11 protein-coding genes and 1 pseudogene are annotated in these 13,776 nt (G+C 70.0%); 4 read left to right on the forward strand and 8 right to left on the reverse strand.

What is annotated here, in order from left to right; translation table 11 throughout:
- Positions 1-17 precede the first annotated feature (17 nt).
- Together LG388_RS13455 and LG388_RS13460 are read right to left on the reverse strand one after the other, a co-directional pair.
- Positions 18-1,082 carry an SDR family oxidoreductase gene (locus tag LG388_RS13455; protein ID WP_225783230.1) on the reverse strand — a complete coding sequence of 355 codons (1,065 nt, stop codon included), beginning with the start codon at positions 1,080-1,082 and terminating at the stop codon, positions 18-20.
- A gap of 288 nt (positions 1,083-1,370) precedes the next feature.
- Entirely contained in the window at positions 1,371-3,800 is a 2,430-nt protein-coding gene (locus LG388_RS13460; protein ID WP_225783231.1) for a YgiQ family radical SAM protein, read from the reverse strand.
- A 223-nt stretch (positions 3,801-4,023) separates the two neighbouring features.
- On the opposite strand from LG388_RS13460, the gene LG388_RS13465 reads away from it, so the two are divergent.
- From LG388_RS13465 to LG388_RS13475, 3 genes are all read left to right on the forward strand, one after another.
- Positions 4,024-4,983, forward strand: coding sequence for a bifunctional helix-turn-helix transcriptional regulator/GNAT family N-acetyltransferase (locus LG388_RS13465; RefSeq protein ID WP_225783232.1), 960 nt, complete (start codon positions 4,024-4,026; stop codon positions 4,981-4,983).
- 183 nt (positions 4,984-5,166) lie between these two features.
- A complete protein-coding gene (locus tag LG388_RS13470) occupies positions 5,167-5,631 on the forward strand; it encodes a GyrI-like domain-containing protein (protein WP_225783233.1) in 465 nt (154 codons plus the stop codon).
- Positions 5,632-5,689: 58 nt separating this feature from the next.
- On the forward strand, positions 5,690-6,595 hold the full coding sequence (locus LG388_RS13475; RefSeq protein WP_225783234.1) for a GyrI-like domain-containing protein: 906 nt from the start codon (positions 5,690-5,692) through the stop codon (positions 6,593-6,595).
- Between the two features lie 12 nt (positions 6,596-6,607).
- Here the strand turns inward: LG388_RS13475 and LG388_RS13480 are convergent, their stop codons facing one another.
- The 5 genes from LG388_RS13480 to LG388_RS13500 all read right to left on the reverse strand — a co-directional run bounded on the left by LG388_RS13480 (position 6,608) and on the right by LG388_RS13500 (position 12,062).
- Positions 6,608-8,119: a DegQ family serine endoprotease gene (locus LG388_RS13480; RefSeq protein ID WP_225783235.1), complete on the reverse strand. Its 1,512-nt coding sequence runs from the start codon at positions 8,117-8,119 to the stop codon at positions 6,608-6,610.
- A 99-nt stretch (positions 8,120-8,218) separates the two neighbouring features.
- Positions 8,219-9,532 carry an ATP-binding protein gene (locus LG388_RS13485; RefSeq protein ID WP_225783236.1) on the reverse strand — a complete coding sequence of 438 codons (1,314 nt, stop codon included), beginning with the start codon at positions 9,530-9,532 and terminating at the stop codon, positions 8,219-8,221.
- A gap of 33 nt (positions 9,533-9,565) precedes the next feature.
- Positions 9,566-10,243 carry a response regulator gene (locus tag LG388_RS13490; protein ID WP_225783237.1) on the reverse strand — a complete coding sequence of 226 codons (678 nt, stop codon included), beginning with the start codon at positions 10,241-10,243 and terminating at the stop codon, positions 9,566-9,568.
- A gap of 17 nt (positions 10,244-10,260) precedes the next feature.
- The gene (locus tag LG388_RS13495) at positions 10,261-11,490 is read right to left on the reverse strand and encodes a patatin-like phospholipase family protein (RefSeq protein WP_225783238.1); all 1,230 of its coding nucleotides are present in this window, start codon (positions 11,488-11,490) and stop codon (positions 10,261-10,263) included.
- A complete protein-coding gene (locus LG388_RS13500) occupies positions 11,490-12,062 on the reverse strand; it encodes a CHRD domain-containing protein (protein WP_225783239.1) in 573 nt (190 codons plus the stop codon). The genes LG388_RS13495 and LG388_RS13500 overlap by 1 nt, the downstream gene beginning before the upstream one ends.
- A gap of 124 nt (positions 12,063-12,186) precedes the next feature.
- Here LG388_RS13500 and LG388_RS13505 point away from each other — a divergent pair.
- Positions 12,187-12,531, forward strand: a pseudogene (locus tag LG388_RS13505) (chromate transporter); the annotation flags it as partial.
- Between the two features lie 150 nt (positions 12,532-12,681).
- Here the strand turns inward: LG388_RS13505 and LG388_RS13510 are convergent.
- Positions 12,682-13,770, reverse strand: a complete 1,089-nt coding sequence (locus tag LG388_RS13510) for an IS5-like element ISCte5 family transposase (protein ID WP_225783240.1) — start codon at positions 13,768-13,770, stop codon at positions 12,682-12,684.
- Positions 13,771-13,776: the final 6 nt, after the last annotated feature.

The following is a 13,776-nucleotide window of genomic DNA, read 5'->3' on the forward strand; positions in this document are numbered from 1 at the left end:
GGCCTGGTGCGCCAAGCCTAGATTGCGCCCACGCTGCCGGTGATGGGCAGCACGATGCCCGTGATGTAGCTGGAACAGCAGGGCGAGGCCAGGAACACGTAGGCCGGCGCGATCTCCTCGGGCTGCGCGGCGCGCTTCAGGTCGGTCTGGCTGCCGAACTCGGCGATCTTGTCGGCCGGCCGGTCCGCGGGATTGAGCGGCGTCCACACCGGGCCGGGCGCCACCGCGTTCACGCGGATGCCCTTGTCCAGCAGCTGGCTGGCCAGCGACTTGGTGAAGGCATGGATCGCGCCCTTGGTGGCCGAGTAGTCCAGCAGCTCGGCGCTGCCCTGCAGCCCCACCACCGAGCCCGTGTTGATGATGGCGCCGCCCTCGGGCAGGTGCGGCACGGCCGCGCGGGCCATGTGGAAATAGCCGCCGATGTTGGTGCGCAGCGTCATGTCCCAGCGCGCGTCGTCCAGATCGGCGATCGACTGCGCATGCAGCTGGAAGGCGGCGTTGTTCACGAGGATGTGCAGGCCGCCCAGTTCGTCGCGCGTGCGCTGCACGGCGTCGCGGCAGAAGCCGGGGTCGCCCACGTCGCCGGACAGCGTGATGCAGCGGCGGCCCTCGGCCTCGACGCAGCGCTTCGTTTCCTGCGCATCCTCGTCCTCGTCGAGGTAGGTCAGCGCCACGTCGGCGCCTTCGCGCGCGAAGAGCACGGCCACCGAGCGGCCGATGCCCGAATCGCCGCCGGTGATGAGGGCCACGCGGCCTTCGAGCTTGCCGCTGCCGCGGTAGTCCTGCGCCGCGAAGCGCGGGGCGAGCTGCAGGTCGGCTTCGCTGCCGGGCTTCTTCAGGTGCTGGGCCGGCAGCGGGTTCTCGGGCTGGTCGTGGTGGCCGGCCTGCACGGCCTGGCCAGACTCGCTGCCGCCACCGCTGGCGCCGGAGGACGGCCGGGCATCGGCCGCGTCCTGCCCCTGCTGCAGCTGGCGCTGGCGCTGCGCCACCTCACGGGCGCGCTGGGCGTGGGCCTGGAAGTCGGCGGACCGAGCGGCCGGCAAGGAGGACGAAGACGAGGAAGAAGGGGAATCGCTGGGCATGGGTCACTCCTGGCGCCGGAACCTTTCCGGCCATGGGGTGACGTTCGCGCATGCGCCGCGGCCGCCGGCGTAGGACCCGGGCGCGCCCGACCTGTAGTCAGAAGGTGTGAATGAATCCGGCGTGGCCGAGCAGGCCGCGAAAACGCGACCGATCAAGGCGCAAAGCGCAGCCATAGCTCCGGCTATGGCGAGCATTTGCAACGCAGAGCGGGTGTGTTTTGGCGGAATGAGCGGGCATGCCGGGTTCGTTCACACCTTCTCAGTGCTGAAGCATGCCGTGCGCGGCCTTCAGCGTGGCTTGCGCAAGCCGGGCTTCGCGCCGGTCTCACGCGGCGGCAGGCCGGTGTGCTGCGTGAGCATCCGGCCCTTCATCGGCCTGGCCGGCTTCTGGGCGGCCGCCGCGTTCTGCGACTGGCCCGCGCGCGCCGCGCCGCCGGCCTTGCCCGCTGGCGTGGAGTTCTTGCGCCGCGCACTCTGGTAGCCCCCGTCCGTCACCGGCTGGAAGGTCGGGATCAGGTGCTGCTTGCCGTTGCCGATCAGGTCGGCGCGGCCCATGGCCTTGAGCGCCTCGCGCAGCAGCGGCCAGTTGTTGGGGTCGTGGTAGCGCAGGAAGGCCTTGTGCAGGCGGCGGCGCTTCTCGCCGCGCACGATGTCCACCGATTCCTCGGCCGCATCGCGCATCTCGCGCCGCACCTTGGTGAGCGGGTTGCGGCCCGAGTGGTACATCGCCGTGGCGGTGGCCATCGGGCTCGGGTAGAAGGTCTGCACCTGGTCGGCGCGAAAGCCGTTCTTCTTGAGCCAGACGGCGAGGTTCATCATGTCCTCGTCGCGCGTGCCCGGGTGCGCCGCGATGAAGTACGGGATCAGGTACTGCTTCTTGCCCGCCTCGGCGCTGAACTTCTCGAACAGGCTCTTGAAGCGGTCGTAGCTGCCGATGCCCGGCTTCATCATCTTCGACAGCGGCCCCTGCTCGGTGTGCTCGGGCGCGATCTTCAGGTAGCCGCCCACGTGGTGCTGCACCAGCTCCTTCACGTACTCGGGGCTCTTGACGGCCAGGTCGTAGCGCAGGCCCGAGCCGATCAGGATCTTCTTGATGCCCTTGAGCCCGCGCGCGCGGCGGTAGATCTGGACCAGCGGCGAATGGTCGGTGTGCAGGTTCGGGCAGATGCCCGGGTACACGCAACTGGGCTTACGGCAGGCGGCCTCGATCTCGGGCGACTTACAGCCCAGGCGGTACATGTTGGCCGTGGGGCCGCCCAGGTCGGAGATGGTGCCGGTGAAGCCCTTGACCTTGTCGCGGATCTCCTCGACCTCGCGGATGATCGAGTCCTCGCTGCGGCTCTGGATGATGCGGCCCTCGTGCTCGGTGATCGAGCAGAAGGTGCAGCCGCCGAAGCAGCCGCGCATGATGTTCACGCTGAAGCGGATCATTTCCCACGCGGGGATCTTGGTCGCGCCTTCGTGGCTGCCCTGCTCATCGGCATAGCGCGGGTGCGGGCTGCGCGCGTAGGGCAGATCGAACACGTAGTCCATCTCGGCCGTGGTCAGCGGAATGGGCGGCGGCGTGATCCACACGTCGCGCGCGGTCGTGCCCTCGCCATGCGCCTGCACCAGCGCGCGGGCATTTCCGGGGTTGGTTTCCAAGTGCAGCACGCGGTTGGCGTGCGCGTACAGGATCGGGTCGGCCTTGACCTGCTCGTAGCTGGGTAGGCGGATCACAGTCTTGTCGCGCGGCGGCGGCTTCAGGCGCACCGACGGGTTGGCGATGAAGTTGATCGGCTGTGCTGCCGCGGGGGCCGCGGCAGGCGCAGCGGGCTTCATGGCCCCCACACCCACCAGCACCGGCGAGCCAGCCGCTTCGGCCTTCAGCGCGACAGCTTGCGCTTCGTCTTCCTTCGCGCAGGTGGCGCCATTGGCCTTGGCCTGCTCCGACACCATCAGGTACGGGTTCGGGTGCGCTTCCACGCGGCCCGGTGCGTCCACGGTGGTGGAGTCGATCTCGAACCAGCCGTCACCGGTCTCGCGTCGCACGAAGGCGGTGCCGCGCACGTCGGTGATCTGCGCAACCGGCTCCTTGGCCGCCAGGCGGTGCGCGATCTCGACGATGGCGCGCTCGGCGTTGCCGTACAGCAGCAGGTCGCATTTGCTGTCGACCACGATGGAGCGGCGCACCTTGTCGCTCCAGTAGTCGTAGTGGGCGATGCGGCGCAGGCTGCCTTCGATGCCGCCGAGCACGATCGGCACGTCGTTGTACGCCTCGCGGCAGCGCTGCGAGTACACGATGGCGGCACGGTCCGGCCGCGCGCCCCCCACGTCGCCGGGGGTGTAGGCGTCATCGCTGCGGATCTTCCGGTCGGCGGTGTACCGGTTGATCATCGAATCCATGTTGCCGGCCGTCACGCCCCAGAAGAGGTTGGGCCGGCCCAGCGCCTTGAAGGGCTCGGCGCTGTGCCAGTCGGGCTGGGCGATGATGCCGACGCGAAAGCCCTGCGCTTCCAGCACACGGCCGATCACCGCCATGCCGAAGCTCGGGTGGTCCACGTAGGCGTCGCCCGTCACCACGATCACGTCGCAGCTGTCCCAGCCCAGCTGCGCCATTTCTTCGCGCGAGGTCGGCAGGAACTTCGCGGGGCCGAAGCGATGCGCCCAGAACTTGCGGTAGCTGGTGATCGGCTTGGCGGCGCGCGCGAAAAAGGAGACGTCGACGGGGGCGTTCATCGTGGAGGGGAGCGGCGGGGCCGAAGCACCGGATTAGGCAGGCGCGGTCCGGACGGCGGGTGGCCCGGTTGTCTGCAACGCAAAAGAAGGCCGGGATTTTAGCGAAGGGGGCACATTCCTGCACCTTCGGGGGCATGGCCGCGCAGCGCGCGGGCCGGGAGGCCGTCGGCATGCCGGGTTCAACAATTTGCCTCAGTCAACCAATTTCATTGACAATGGCATCATGAATGCCGAATCCGCTGCCGCCGTCGCGCCAGCCGTCCCTGTGGACCAGGTCAAGGCCGTGCGCCGCTTCAACCGCTTCTTCACGCGCCGTATCGGCGTGCTGGCCCCCTACCTGGGCAGCGAACTGTCGCTGACCGACGTGCGCATCCTCTATGAGTTGGCGCACCGCGAGGGCCTGAGCGCCACCCAGTTGCAGCGCGAGCTGGGACTGGACGGCGGCTACCTGAGCCGCATCCTCAAGCGCTACGAGAAGGCGGGCTGGCTGTCGCGCACGCCGCACCCCAAGGATGCGCGGCAGAGCCTGCTGCAACTGACCGAGGCCGGCCATGCCGCCTTCGCGCCCCTGCAGCAGAAATCGCGCGAGGAGGCGGCCGCGCTGCTGGCCCCGCTCGCGCCCGCCCGGCGCGCCGAGGCCGTGCAGGCCATGGCGCGCATCGAAGCACTGCTGGAACCGGCCCCGGCCGCCGCGCCGCCCGTGCGCACCGCTGTCCTGCGCGACCCGGCGCCGGGCGACCTGGGCTGGGTGGTGCAGCAGCATGGCGAGGTCTATGCGCGCGAATACGGCTGGGACCTGCGCTTCGAGGCCCTGGTGGCCGACATCGCGGCCCAGTTCGTGAACAAGTTCGATGCCGCCTGGGAGAAATGCTGGATCGCCGAGCTCGACGGCGAGCGTGTCGGCGCCATCTTCGTGGTGCGCAAGTCGGCCACCGTGGCGCAGTTGCGCATGCTGATCCTGGCACCGCAGGCGCGCGGCCTGGGCCTGGGCGCCCGGCTGACCGACGAGGCCCTCGCCTTCGCGCGTGCCAAGGGCTATCGCAAGATGGTGCTCTGGACCAACAGTTGCCTGACAGCGGCGCGCGGCATCTATGCCAAGCGCGGTTTCGTACTGGACAAGTCAGAGGCCTATGAAGGCTTCGGGCAGCAACTGGTGGGAGAAACCTGGTCGCTCAAGCTGTGAGTGCGCCTCGGGGATCACGTCCCGCACCGTGATCCCCGCAGAGCGGCCTCGCTCGACAAGGCACCCGGTTCGCCCGGCACCTTCCCGCAAGGTCCGGGGCCTGCACAACGGCCATCAAGTCCGCAAGAATCGTCAGGTCGGCGCACCTAGAGTGCAGGCATCGCCCCCACACCGCAGCCCCCCGTGCACATCCTCTTCCAGGCGCAGGCCATCCACATCGTCGGCATCGAATTGCGCACGCGCAATGAGGAAGCCGCGCAGACCATTCCCGCCTTCTGGCAGCATTTTTTCGAGTCCGGCGCGCTGCAGCGCATTCCGCAGCGCATCGGCACCGACCTGCTGGCCGTCTACACGCATTTCGAGCATGCGGGCTGCAACAACCAGGGGCTTTACTCCCTGATCATCGGCGCGCCGGTGTCTGCCGATGCGCCGATTCCGGCCGGCATGGTGCGTGCGGTGGTGCCGGCTTCGCTCCGCGCGGTGTTTCCGGTGGCGCAGGGGCAACCCGAACAGGTGGCTGCGGCCTGGCGACAGATTTGGGCCGCGCACGACCTGCCCAAGACCTACATCGCGGACTATGAGCGCTATGGCGCGGACGGCAGCATTGCCGTCCTCGTCGGCATCCATGAGCGCAGCGCACTGGCATGACGGGCCAGCCACCGCGCCCACGTCGCATCGGGCGGCGCCTGCCAGCAGGGAATGTGTCGTGAGCGCCAGGCGTGGCCGGATCGACTACCACGCACGCATGGCGCGCGTGCTCGCCCATGTTCACGAACACCTGGACGCGCCCCTGGACCTGGCCCGCCTGGCCGAGCTCGCCCACATGTCGCCCTTTCACTGGCACCGCACCTATGCCGCGCTGTACGGCGAAACCATCGCCGCCACGGTGCGCCGACTGCGCCTGCAGCGCGCCACCGGCCATCTGGCCAACAGTGCGCTGCCGGTGGCAGACATCGCGCGCCGCTGCGGCTATCCGAACGTGCAGTCCTTTGCGCGCGCCTTTCGCGAAGGCTATGGCTGCAGCCCCAGCGCCTACCGCCGGCAAGGCGCGCACCAGCTCTTCCGCGCCGGCACGGCCCCCGTGCTGGCGGCCGGATACACCGTCGAGGTGCGTGAAGTGGCGGTCGTTCACCTGGCCGGACTGGATCACCACGGCTCCTACATGCACGTGGGCCAAGCCTTCGAGGCCAGCTTCGCGCACCTGTCTGCCGCCCGGTTGATGCGGCCCGACACCCGATGGCTGGCGGTCTACTTCGATGACCCGGACGCGGTGCCGGAGGGCCAGTTGCATGCGCGGGCCGGGCTCTCGCTGCCGCAGCACATCGCCGCTCCCGCTTCCCTCACCCGATTTGCGCTGGGAGGCCAGCCCTGCGCGGTGCTGCGCCATCGCGGGCCGTATGCCACCATGCGCGCAGCCTACGCGTGGCTGTATGGTCGCTGGCTGGTGGAAAGCGGCCATGCCGCAGCAGATCTGCCGGTGTTCGAGGAGTACCTGAACAACCCGCGCGACACGCCCCCCGAGGCCTTGCTGACCGACATCTTCCTGCCGCTGGCCGCCCCGGCGCCCCAAGAGGAGCCGGGGAGTGCCATCGCCATCGGGCCCGGCCACTGAAGCCGGGGAATCTCAGCCCAGCCGTACCGGGACGAAGATGCGCTGCTCACCGCGCTGGATCAGCAGCGCCACCGACTTGTCGGACTTGGCCACGGTTTCGCGCACCTGCGCCACATTGCTGGCCGGCACGCCGTTCACGGCCAGCAGCACGTCGCCCGGCTGGATGCCCGCCGCCGCGGCCGGCCCGCGCGCGTTCTCGATCACCAGGCCGCCCTGCGCGGCGCTGACGCCCGCCACCTCGCGCTCCTGCGGCTGCAGGGGCCGCAGCGCCAGGCCCAGCTGGCCCTTGGCCACCGGCGCGTCGGCCTGGGCCACCTGCGTCTTGTCCGAGGCATTGCCCAGCGTGGCGGTCAGCTCCTGCGCGTGGCCCTGGCGCCACACCTCGATGGCCACCTTCTTGCCCGGCAGGGTCTGGCCGATGATGGCCGGCAGGTCGCCCGATGCCACGATGGGCTGGCCGTCCACCTTGAGGATCACGTCGCCGGGCTGCAGGCCGGCCTTGTCGGCAGCGCCGCCCTTCTCCACCTGCGACACCAGCGCGCCCTCGGGCTTGTCGAGCTTGAAGGAATCGGCGAAAGCCTGGTTCACCTCCTGCACCGCCACGCCCAGCTTGGCGTGGCTGGCATGGCCGGTGGCCACGATCTGGTCCTTCACGCGCACCGCCAGGTCGATCGGGATGGCGAAGGAGACACCCTGGTAGCCACCGCTGCGGCTGTAGATCTGCGAGTTGATGCCCACCACCTCGCCGCGGCTGTTGAACAGCGGCCCGCCCGAGTTGCCCGGGTTGATGGCCACGTCGGTCTGGATGAAGGGTGTGAAGCTGTCATCGGGCAGCGAACGGCCCTTGGCGCTGACCACGCCGGCGGTCACCGTGTTCTCGAAGCCGAAGGGCGAGCCGATGGCCAGCACCCATTCGCCCACCTTCAGGTCCTTGGGATTGGCCAGCGGCACCGTGGGCAGGTTCTTCGCGTCGATCTTGAGCACGGCCACGTCGGTCTTGGCGTCGGCGCCCAGCACCTTGGCGCGGAACTCGCGCCGGTCGGTGAGCTTGACGGTCACTTCCTTGGCGCCCTGCACCACGTGCGCATTGGTCAGGATGATGCCGTCGGGGCTGATGATGAAGCCCGAACCCTGCGAGCGCGTGGGCTGCGGCTGGCCGGGCATGCCCTGGTGCGGCCCGCGCAGGCCCGGCGCGCCGAACTGGCGGAAGAACTCGTACAGCGGGTCGCCGGGCTGCAGGCCGGGGGCGGTCTGCGCGTCGTCGCCGTCGTCATCGCTGGCGGCGGTCTTGGTGATGCCCGAGACGCTGATGTTGACCACGGCCGGGCCGCTGCGGGCCGTGATGGCGGAAAAGTCCGGCGCGCCCGCGACCGGGGCGGCAGCCGCCGCCACCGGCGCCGCGGCCGCCGCGCCGTTCACCGCGTTGGCGCTGGTGTACGCCCCCGTGGCTGCCGCGCCCAGCACACCGGCTGCGGCCAAGGCCAGCACCAGACGGCGCGGCGTGGTGATCGATTGCGTGTTCATCCGAGACTCCTTGTGCTCTGGGCGGCCCATCCGCCCTTTGTTGCCAAGGAATGTCGGCGCGAGTGCTTAGGCCTGCCTTAAGCCGTCCTGGCGGCGCGTTCAGCCCGGCAGGTCGACGCGCACGCGCAGGCCGCCCAGTGCCGGGGCCTCGTCCAGCTGCAGGGAGGCGCCATGCCACTGCGCCACGGCGCGCACGATGGCCAGGCCCAGCCCGCTGCCGCCGGGCGTGCTGCCGGGGGCGCGGTAGAAGCGGTCGAGCACGCGTTCGCGCTCGGCCGGCGGCAGGCCGGGGCCCGAATCCTGCACCGCCAGGCGCGCGCCCCCGTCGGGCAAGGCCTGCAGCGACACGTCGACCTGGCCGCCTTCAGGGGTGTACTTGAGCGCGTTGTCGATCAGGTTGCGCAAGAGCATGCGCAGCGCCTCGGCATGGGCCGGCAGCACCCGCGCGTCGGCCTGCGCCACACCCAGGTCGATGCGGCGCGCGCGGGCGCCCGGCAGCGCTTCCTCGACGGCCTCGCGCACCAGCGCCTGCAGATCCACGGCCGCGGGCGCCGCGCCCCCGGTGGCCTGCGCCTCCTGCCGCGCGAGCACGAGCAATTGCTCGACCAGGCGCGTGGCGCGGTCGATGCCGGCGTTCAGGCGCTGCACGGCCTGCTCGCGCGCCGCCTCGTCGCCGGCCCGGCGCAGGCCCTGCACCTGCAGCTTGAGTGCGGCCAGCGGCGAGCGCAGCTCGTGCGCGGCATCGGCCACGAAATGCTGCTGCGCCTCGAAGGCGCTGCGCACGCGCGCGAACAGCAGGTTCAGCTCCTCGACCAGCGGCGCCACCTCTTCAGGCAGGCCCTCGCCGCTCACGGGCGAAAGATCGTCGGGCTGGCGCGCCGCAACCTGGGCGCGCACCCGCGCCACGGGCCGCAGCGCGCTGCCCACCACCCCGCCCACCACGAGCATCAGCAGCGGCGCCATCAGCGCCACCGGCGCCACGGTGCGCCAGGCCAGCGCGCCCGCCATGCGGCGGCGCGGCGCGAGGTCCTGCGCCACCTGGATCACCTGGCCGCGCGTCTGCATCGAGAACACGCGATATTGCGTGCCGCGCGCCTGGACCTCGGTGAAGCCCAGCACCGCCAGCTGGGGCAGCAGCGCGTCCTCGGCCGATTCGAAGATGCGCCGCCCGTCCAGCGACCACACCTGCACGATGAACTCGAAGTTCTGCTCGCCGTCGCCCAGGCCCTGGACGGTCGCGCTGGGCGGCAGCCCCGCGCGCAGCGACAGGGCCATCTGCTGCATGTGGTAGTCGAAGATGGCGTCGGCCTCCTTGAGCGCCGTGCGGTAGGTGACGACGGCCTGCACGCCGCCTGCCAGCACAATGGCCGCCAGCAGGAAGGCCAGCAGGCGGGCACGCAGGGACTTCAGCATGGCGGCGCGTTCAAGATCCGAGGCCTGCAGCCATCAGGCCTCGTCCCGCTCGTCTTCGCGCGGCACGCGGTAGCCCAGGCCGCGCACGGTGCGGATCAGCGAGGCGCCCAGCTTCTTGCGCAGGCCGTGCACGTAGACCTCCACGGCGTTGCTGCTGATCTCGTCCTTCCAGCCATAGAGTTTTTCCTCCAGCTGCGCGCGCGACAGGGTCATGCCCGGGCGAGCGATCAGCGGCTCCAGCACCGCCCATTCGCGCGCCGACAGCACGACCGGCCGGCCGTCGACGCTGGCCTCGCGCGTGGCCGGGTTCAGGCTCACGCCGCGGTGCTCGTAGACCGGCTCGGCGCGGCCCGCAGCGCGGCGGATCAGCGCGCGGATGCGCGCGAGCAGCTCGTCCAGGTCGTAGGGCTTGAGCACGTAGTCGTCGGCGCCCGCGTCCAGGCCCTCGATGCGCTGGCGCACCGAATCGCGCGCGGTGGCGATCAGCACCGGCATGCGCTGGCGGCGCGCGCGCAGGGCACGCAGCACCTCCAGGCCGTCGCGGCGCGGCACGCCCAGGTCCAGCAGCACCAGGTCGTACTCGCCCGTGCGCAGCGCGGTGTCGGCCATCTCGCCGTCCTTGACCCAATCGACCGCGTAATGCTCGGCGCGCAGCAGGTCGACCAGCGCCTCGCCGATCATCAGGTCGTCTTCGAGCACGAGTAGGCGCATGGGGACGGGCGTCGGCCTCACGCCTTCGGGCGTTGGGCGCCCGGGGACTTACCGGCGCCGGGCCGCGGATGGCGCACCCGCGGCGCCTCGGGCTCGCCCAGGTCCCAGGTCGTCACGCCGGCCCCGTGCGACACGCGGCGCAGCCATTCGCGGTGGGTGAAGCTGCGCTCCAGGTCGCGCATGCCGGCCTCCCAGTGCTCCTCCACCGTGATGCGCGAGAACTCGTAGTCCTTGGAATCGAGCTCGTAGGGCTTGTGGCGGTAGATGAGCTGCACGATGTCGATGGGCGCATGCTGCAGCTGGGCGCACAGGTGCGCCACGGCCGGGTTGCGGCGTTGCGCGGCCGGCAGGCTCTTGAGCAGCGCGGCCAGCTGTTCCTGCAGGTTCAGGTTGCCGGCCAGCACGTCGGTGTTCATGCGCGTGCGGCTCGAGTACTGGATGTCCTTCTGCCGCGCCAGCACTTCCCCCAGCGTGCGCGGCATCTCGCCGCGCGCGCTGAACAGGTCCACCTGCAGCACCAGCAGGCGCTCGTCGCGGTCATGCTCGTCCAGCACGTACTGCAGCGGCGTGTTGGAGACGATGCCGCCGTCCCAATAATCTTCACCGTCGATGTGCACTGGCGCAAAGCCCGGCGGCAGCGCGCCGCTGGCCATGATGTGCTCAGGGCCGATCTTCTGGCGCCGGTTGTCGAAGTAGACCGAATTGCCCGTGCGCACGTTGACGGCACCGACCGAAAAGCGCATCGCGCCGTCGTTGATGCGGTCGAAGTCCACCAGCCGCTCCAGCGTGGCCTGGAGCGGCGCCGTGTCGTAGTAGCTGAGCACCGGCGCGGCAGGGCCCAGCATCAGCACAGGGCTGCGCCGCGGCTCGAAGAAGCCTGGGATGCCTGCGACGATGGCCGAGCCCGCGCTCCACTGGTTGAGCCATCGCCGATCGCCGGCCCAGTGCGGCCATTGCTGGCCCGGCCCCGAAGACACCAGCTGCCAGAATTCGCGCAGCCGGGCCACGCGGCGCTCGGGCGGGTTGCCCGCGATCAGCGCCGCGTTGATGGCGCCGATGGACACCCCGGCCACCCAGTCGAGCGAAGGCTCGCGCGCCAGCAGCGCTTCGTACACGCCGGCCTGGTAGGCGCCCAGCGCGCCGCCGCCTTGCAGCACCAGCGCGCGATGCGCGTCGGGCAGGCCGGCGGCCGGGGGGCGGGCCGGCTCGGCATCGCCGGGCTCGCGCGGCGCCTGCGCGCCGGCCATCAGCGCCGCTCGATCAGTTGGCCGCGCAGCTCGCCGTTGGGATAGCGCGCCGTGTGGATGTTCAGGTACCAGCGGCCGGCCAGCAGGTCGGCGGCCTGGGCGGGCGTCAGCGTGAGCTCGCCGCGCCAGGGGCTTTCGAAGGGCGGGTTGAAGCCGATCAGCGGCGCGGCGTTGCTGCCCACTTCGGCCGGGCCGTGGATGTGCATGGCCGTGACCGGGCTGCTGAGGTTGGAGTAGCTGATCTGCCAGCGGAACAGGCCCGTGTCGCGGTTGAGCACCGCATCGATGGTGCCCGTGCCCATGCTGTGCACTGGCGGCACCTGGTTGCGGCCGTCCAGGCGCGTGCTGAAGGCGGCCAGCTGCGGGTCGCGCACGGGCGCCGACGGCGCGGGCGGCGGCACGTCCGCCGGCGCTGGCGGGGGCGGCGGCGCCGGCTGGGGCTGCGAGATCGGAGGCATGGGCGGCAGCGGCACCGAGGTGCCGCAACCTGCCAGCGCCAGGGCGGCCAGCACGGTCAGCGGGAAAGCGCGGCGCGCGGCCACGAGGGAAGATGGGTACAGGTTCACTCGCATGGCGCGAACCATATCACCGCCGCCAACGGCCCTCAAATCGCCGCGGCGGCTTGCGGTGTCATCCATCACGACATCGGGCTGTAGTCGGGCGATGGCAGGGCGGCACGACAATCGCGCCCTTCCCATGACGGCTCCCGCACCCTCCTCTTCGGCGCCCGCATCCGCCGCGGCGCGCCCCGCGCCGCGTTCGCCGGGCGACCTGTTCGTGTCCTTCACCTGGCTCGCGCTGCAGGGCTTCGGCGGCGTGCTCGCCATCGTGCAGCGCGAGATGGTGGAGAAGAAAAAATGGCTCACGACCGAGGAGTTCCTGGAAGACTGGGCCGTGGCCCAGGTGATGCCCGGGCCCAACGTGGTGAACCTCTCGCTGATGATCGGCGACCGCCATTTCGGCCTGCGCGGCGCGCTGGCGGCGCTGGCCGGCATGCTGAGCGTGCCCCTGCTCGTGGTGCTGGCGCTGGCCGTGCTCTATCAGGCCGTTGAAAAAATGCTCATCGAACGCGCCAGGGTCGTGGATTTCGAAGAAACGGATCGCCCAAACTGGCCTGCGCAGCGATTGGAGCGGCCATTTCGGCCTGTTTGCAGGCCGTTTTGCCCGTTCCGGGCGCACGTATCCCATGGTTCACGCATGATGCGCGTCCCACCAGCCGCCCAGACTGCCCATGCGCACCAGGTTGTAGGTGGCAAAGCACAGCAGCGCCTGGCCCGCGAGCTTGGCCTGACCGATCAATTTGGTCTTGGCCAGACCACCCACTGTCTTGATCCAGCCAAAGGCCTCCTCGATGCGCTTGCGCACTTTGAGGCTGGTCTTGTAGCCCTCGTGGCGCCGGATGCGGCCATCGACCGCCGAGTGCTTGTCCTTGGCCGCCACGTGTGGCGTGACTTTGAGCGTTCGGCAGCCCTTGATGAAGGCCTGGCTGTCGTAACCTTTGTCGGCCCCGACCGTGGCCCGCTTGTTCTTGTTTCCCCGGCGTTTGAGCATCGCCAGCGCCGCCTCGCGCTCGGCGGTGCCACTGGCATGTGTGATCTCCACATCCACGATCAGCCCGTTGCGGTTCTCCATGAGGATGTGCCCCATGTGGCACAGGCGAGATTTGTCGCCCGCGCTCTTCTTGAACAGCCGGGCATCGGCATCGGTGGTGCTGGCGTGGGTGTCGTTGCAGCGCTCCTGCCCTTTGAAGTTCACCTCGGGGTTGCGTCCGGGTGGCGTGCCGCTGTCGTCGTCTTTGCGTTTGAAACTCTTGTGCGAGGCCCAGGCCTCAATCAGCGTGCCGTCCACGCTGAAGTGTTCGTCGCTGGCAAGCCGGCCCCACTGGGCGCTGAGCTTGACGCGCTCGAAGAAGGCGCGCGCCAGGTCTTCGTTGAAGAGGCGTTCGCGGTTGGCGCTGAAGGTGGAGTGGTCCCAGACCTTGTCTTCAATGTTCAGGCCCACGAACCAGCGGTACAGCAGGTTGTAGTTGACCGCCTCGACCAGCTGGCGTTCGCTGCGGATGGAGAACAGGATTTGCAGCAGCAAGGCCTTGAGCAGCATCTCCGGCGGCACCGAGGGGCGGCCACGGCGGGCGTACACCGCTTCGAACTCGCTGTTCATGCTCGACAGCAGCGCATCCACCACGGCGCGCAACTTGCGCAGCGGGTGTGCCGCTGGCACTCTTTCTTCAAGGCTGATGTAGCTAAACATCGCCCCCTGGAAGTCTTGGTTGCCTCTCATCTTTCT

The sequence above is a fragment of the Xenophilus sp. Marseille-Q4582 genome (assembly GCF_916700565.1).
GTDB lineage: Bacteria > Pseudomonadota > Gammaproteobacteria > Burkholderiales > Burkholderiaceae_C > Xenophilus.

What these genes read in the sequence shown, in the direction of transcription:
- LG388_RS13465 (WP_225783232.1), top strand. Translation starts at nt 4,024, where the DNA reads ATGAATGCCGAATCCGCTGCCGCCGTCGCGCCAGCCGTCCCTGTGGAC.
- LG388_RS13510 (WP_225783240.1), bottom strand. Translation starts at nt 13,770, where the DNA reads ATGAGAGGCAACCAAGACTTCCAGGGGGCGATGTTTAGCTACATCAGC.
- LG388_RS13490 (WP_225783237.1), bottom strand. Translation starts at nt 10,243, where the DNA reads ATGCGCCTACTCGTGCTCGAAGACGACCTGATGATCGGCGAGGCGCTG.
- LG388_RS13455 (WP_225783230.1), bottom strand. Translation starts at nt 1,082, where the DNA reads ATGCCCAGCGATTCCCCTTCTTCCTCGTCTTCGTCCTCCTTGCCGGCC.
- LG388_RS13460 (WP_225783231.1), bottom strand. Translation starts at nt 3,800, where the DNA reads ATGAACGCCCCCGTCGACGTCTCCTTTTTCGCGCGCGCCGCCAAGCCG.
- LG388_RS13500 (WP_225783239.1), bottom strand. Translation starts at nt 12,062, where the DNA reads ATGCGAGTGAACCTGTACCCATCTTCCCTCGTGGCCGCGCGCCGCGCT.
- LG388_RS13495 (WP_225783238.1), bottom strand. Translation starts at nt 11,490, where the DNA reads ATGGCCGGCGCGCAGGCGCCGCGCGAGCCCGGCGATGCCGAGCCGGCC.
- LG388_RS13480 (WP_225783235.1), bottom strand. Translation starts at nt 8,119, where the DNA reads ATGAACACGCAATCGATCACCACGCCGCGCCGTCTGGTGCTGGCCTTG.
- LG388_RS13485 (WP_225783236.1), bottom strand. Translation starts at nt 9,532, where the DNA reads ATGCTGAAGTCCCTGCGTGCCCGCCTGCTGGCCTTCCTGCTGGCGGCC.